Annotated in this window: 1 protein-coding gene; it reads right to left on the bottom strand. The window is 67.3% G+C overall.

Annotated features, from left to right (window positions below; translation table 11 throughout):
- The coding region (locus MXD62_RS27650) for an IS110 family transposase (protein ID WP_248832327.1) at positions 1 to 881 on the bottom strand (881 nt) is incomplete at its 3' end.
- Between the last annotated feature and the right edge of the window lie 130 nt (positions 882 to 1,011).

Here is a 1,011-nt window from a genome sequence, read left to right on the forward strand (position 1 = left end):
CAGATCCCCGCCCAGGACGCCAGATGCGCCGCGGTCGGGAACCGGCCCATGTCCATCCCCGCCTCGGCGATCAGGCACTCCGCTGTCCGCCGGCCCACCCCGGGGATCGTCATCACCCGCCCCACCAGATCCACGAAAGGGGCCAGCATCACCTCGACCTTGCGGTCCAGCTCGGCGACCGCACCGTCACACAGGTCGATCTGCGCCAGCAGCTGACGGACCAGCAGCTTCTGATGATCCGCCAACGGCCGGCCGGCCAACGCCTCCCGCAACTGCGGGATCTTCACCCGCAGCCGGCGCCGCGCGAGATCGGCGAGCGCCTCCGGATCCTCCTCCCCGGCGAGCATCGCCTCGATCATCGCCCGGCCGGACTTCCCCAACAGTTCCGAGGCCACCGACGTCAGCTTGATCCCACAGTCCTGCATGACTTTTTCCAGACGTTGCACCGCCCGGGTACGATCCTCGATCGTCGTCCGCCGATGCCGGGTGAGATCCCGTAACGCCCGGATCGGTTTCGGGGGCACGAACGACGGCCGGACCAGACCATGTTCCAGCAGCTGCGCGATCCACGCCGCGTCGGTCACATCCGTTTTCCGACCCGGCACGTTATGCATATGCTGGGCGTTCAACAGCCAGCATTCGAAGGAATCCTCGAGCATGTAATACACCGGCTTCCAGTACACGCCGGTGGATTCCATACCCACCAGAGAAACCCGCTCCGCCGACAGCCAGCCGGCCAGCCGGGTCAGCCCCGCTCCCGTCGTGGCGAAGGTCCGCACCTCCCCTCGCCGGCCGCCACCACGCCCGCCAACCCGGACCGCCGCCACGACCGTGTCCCGGTGCACGTCCAACCCGGCGACCCGGTCGATCACCACGTCCATGAAAGACCGTCTCCTCCCCTTGCGATCAGTGATCCACACAGACCGCCCGGGGAGGGCCTGTCATCAAAGATTCTGAGGTACGCGCTCGAGGCAGCAGGACAGGATTCCTCAGGACCTCCGCGCCACACTG

The organism is Frankia sp. Mgl5 (genome assembly GCF_023242985.1).
In the GTDB taxonomy this organism is placed as follows: Bacteria; Actinomycetota; Actinomycetes; order Frankiales; family Frankiaceae; genus Parafrankia; species Parafrankia soli.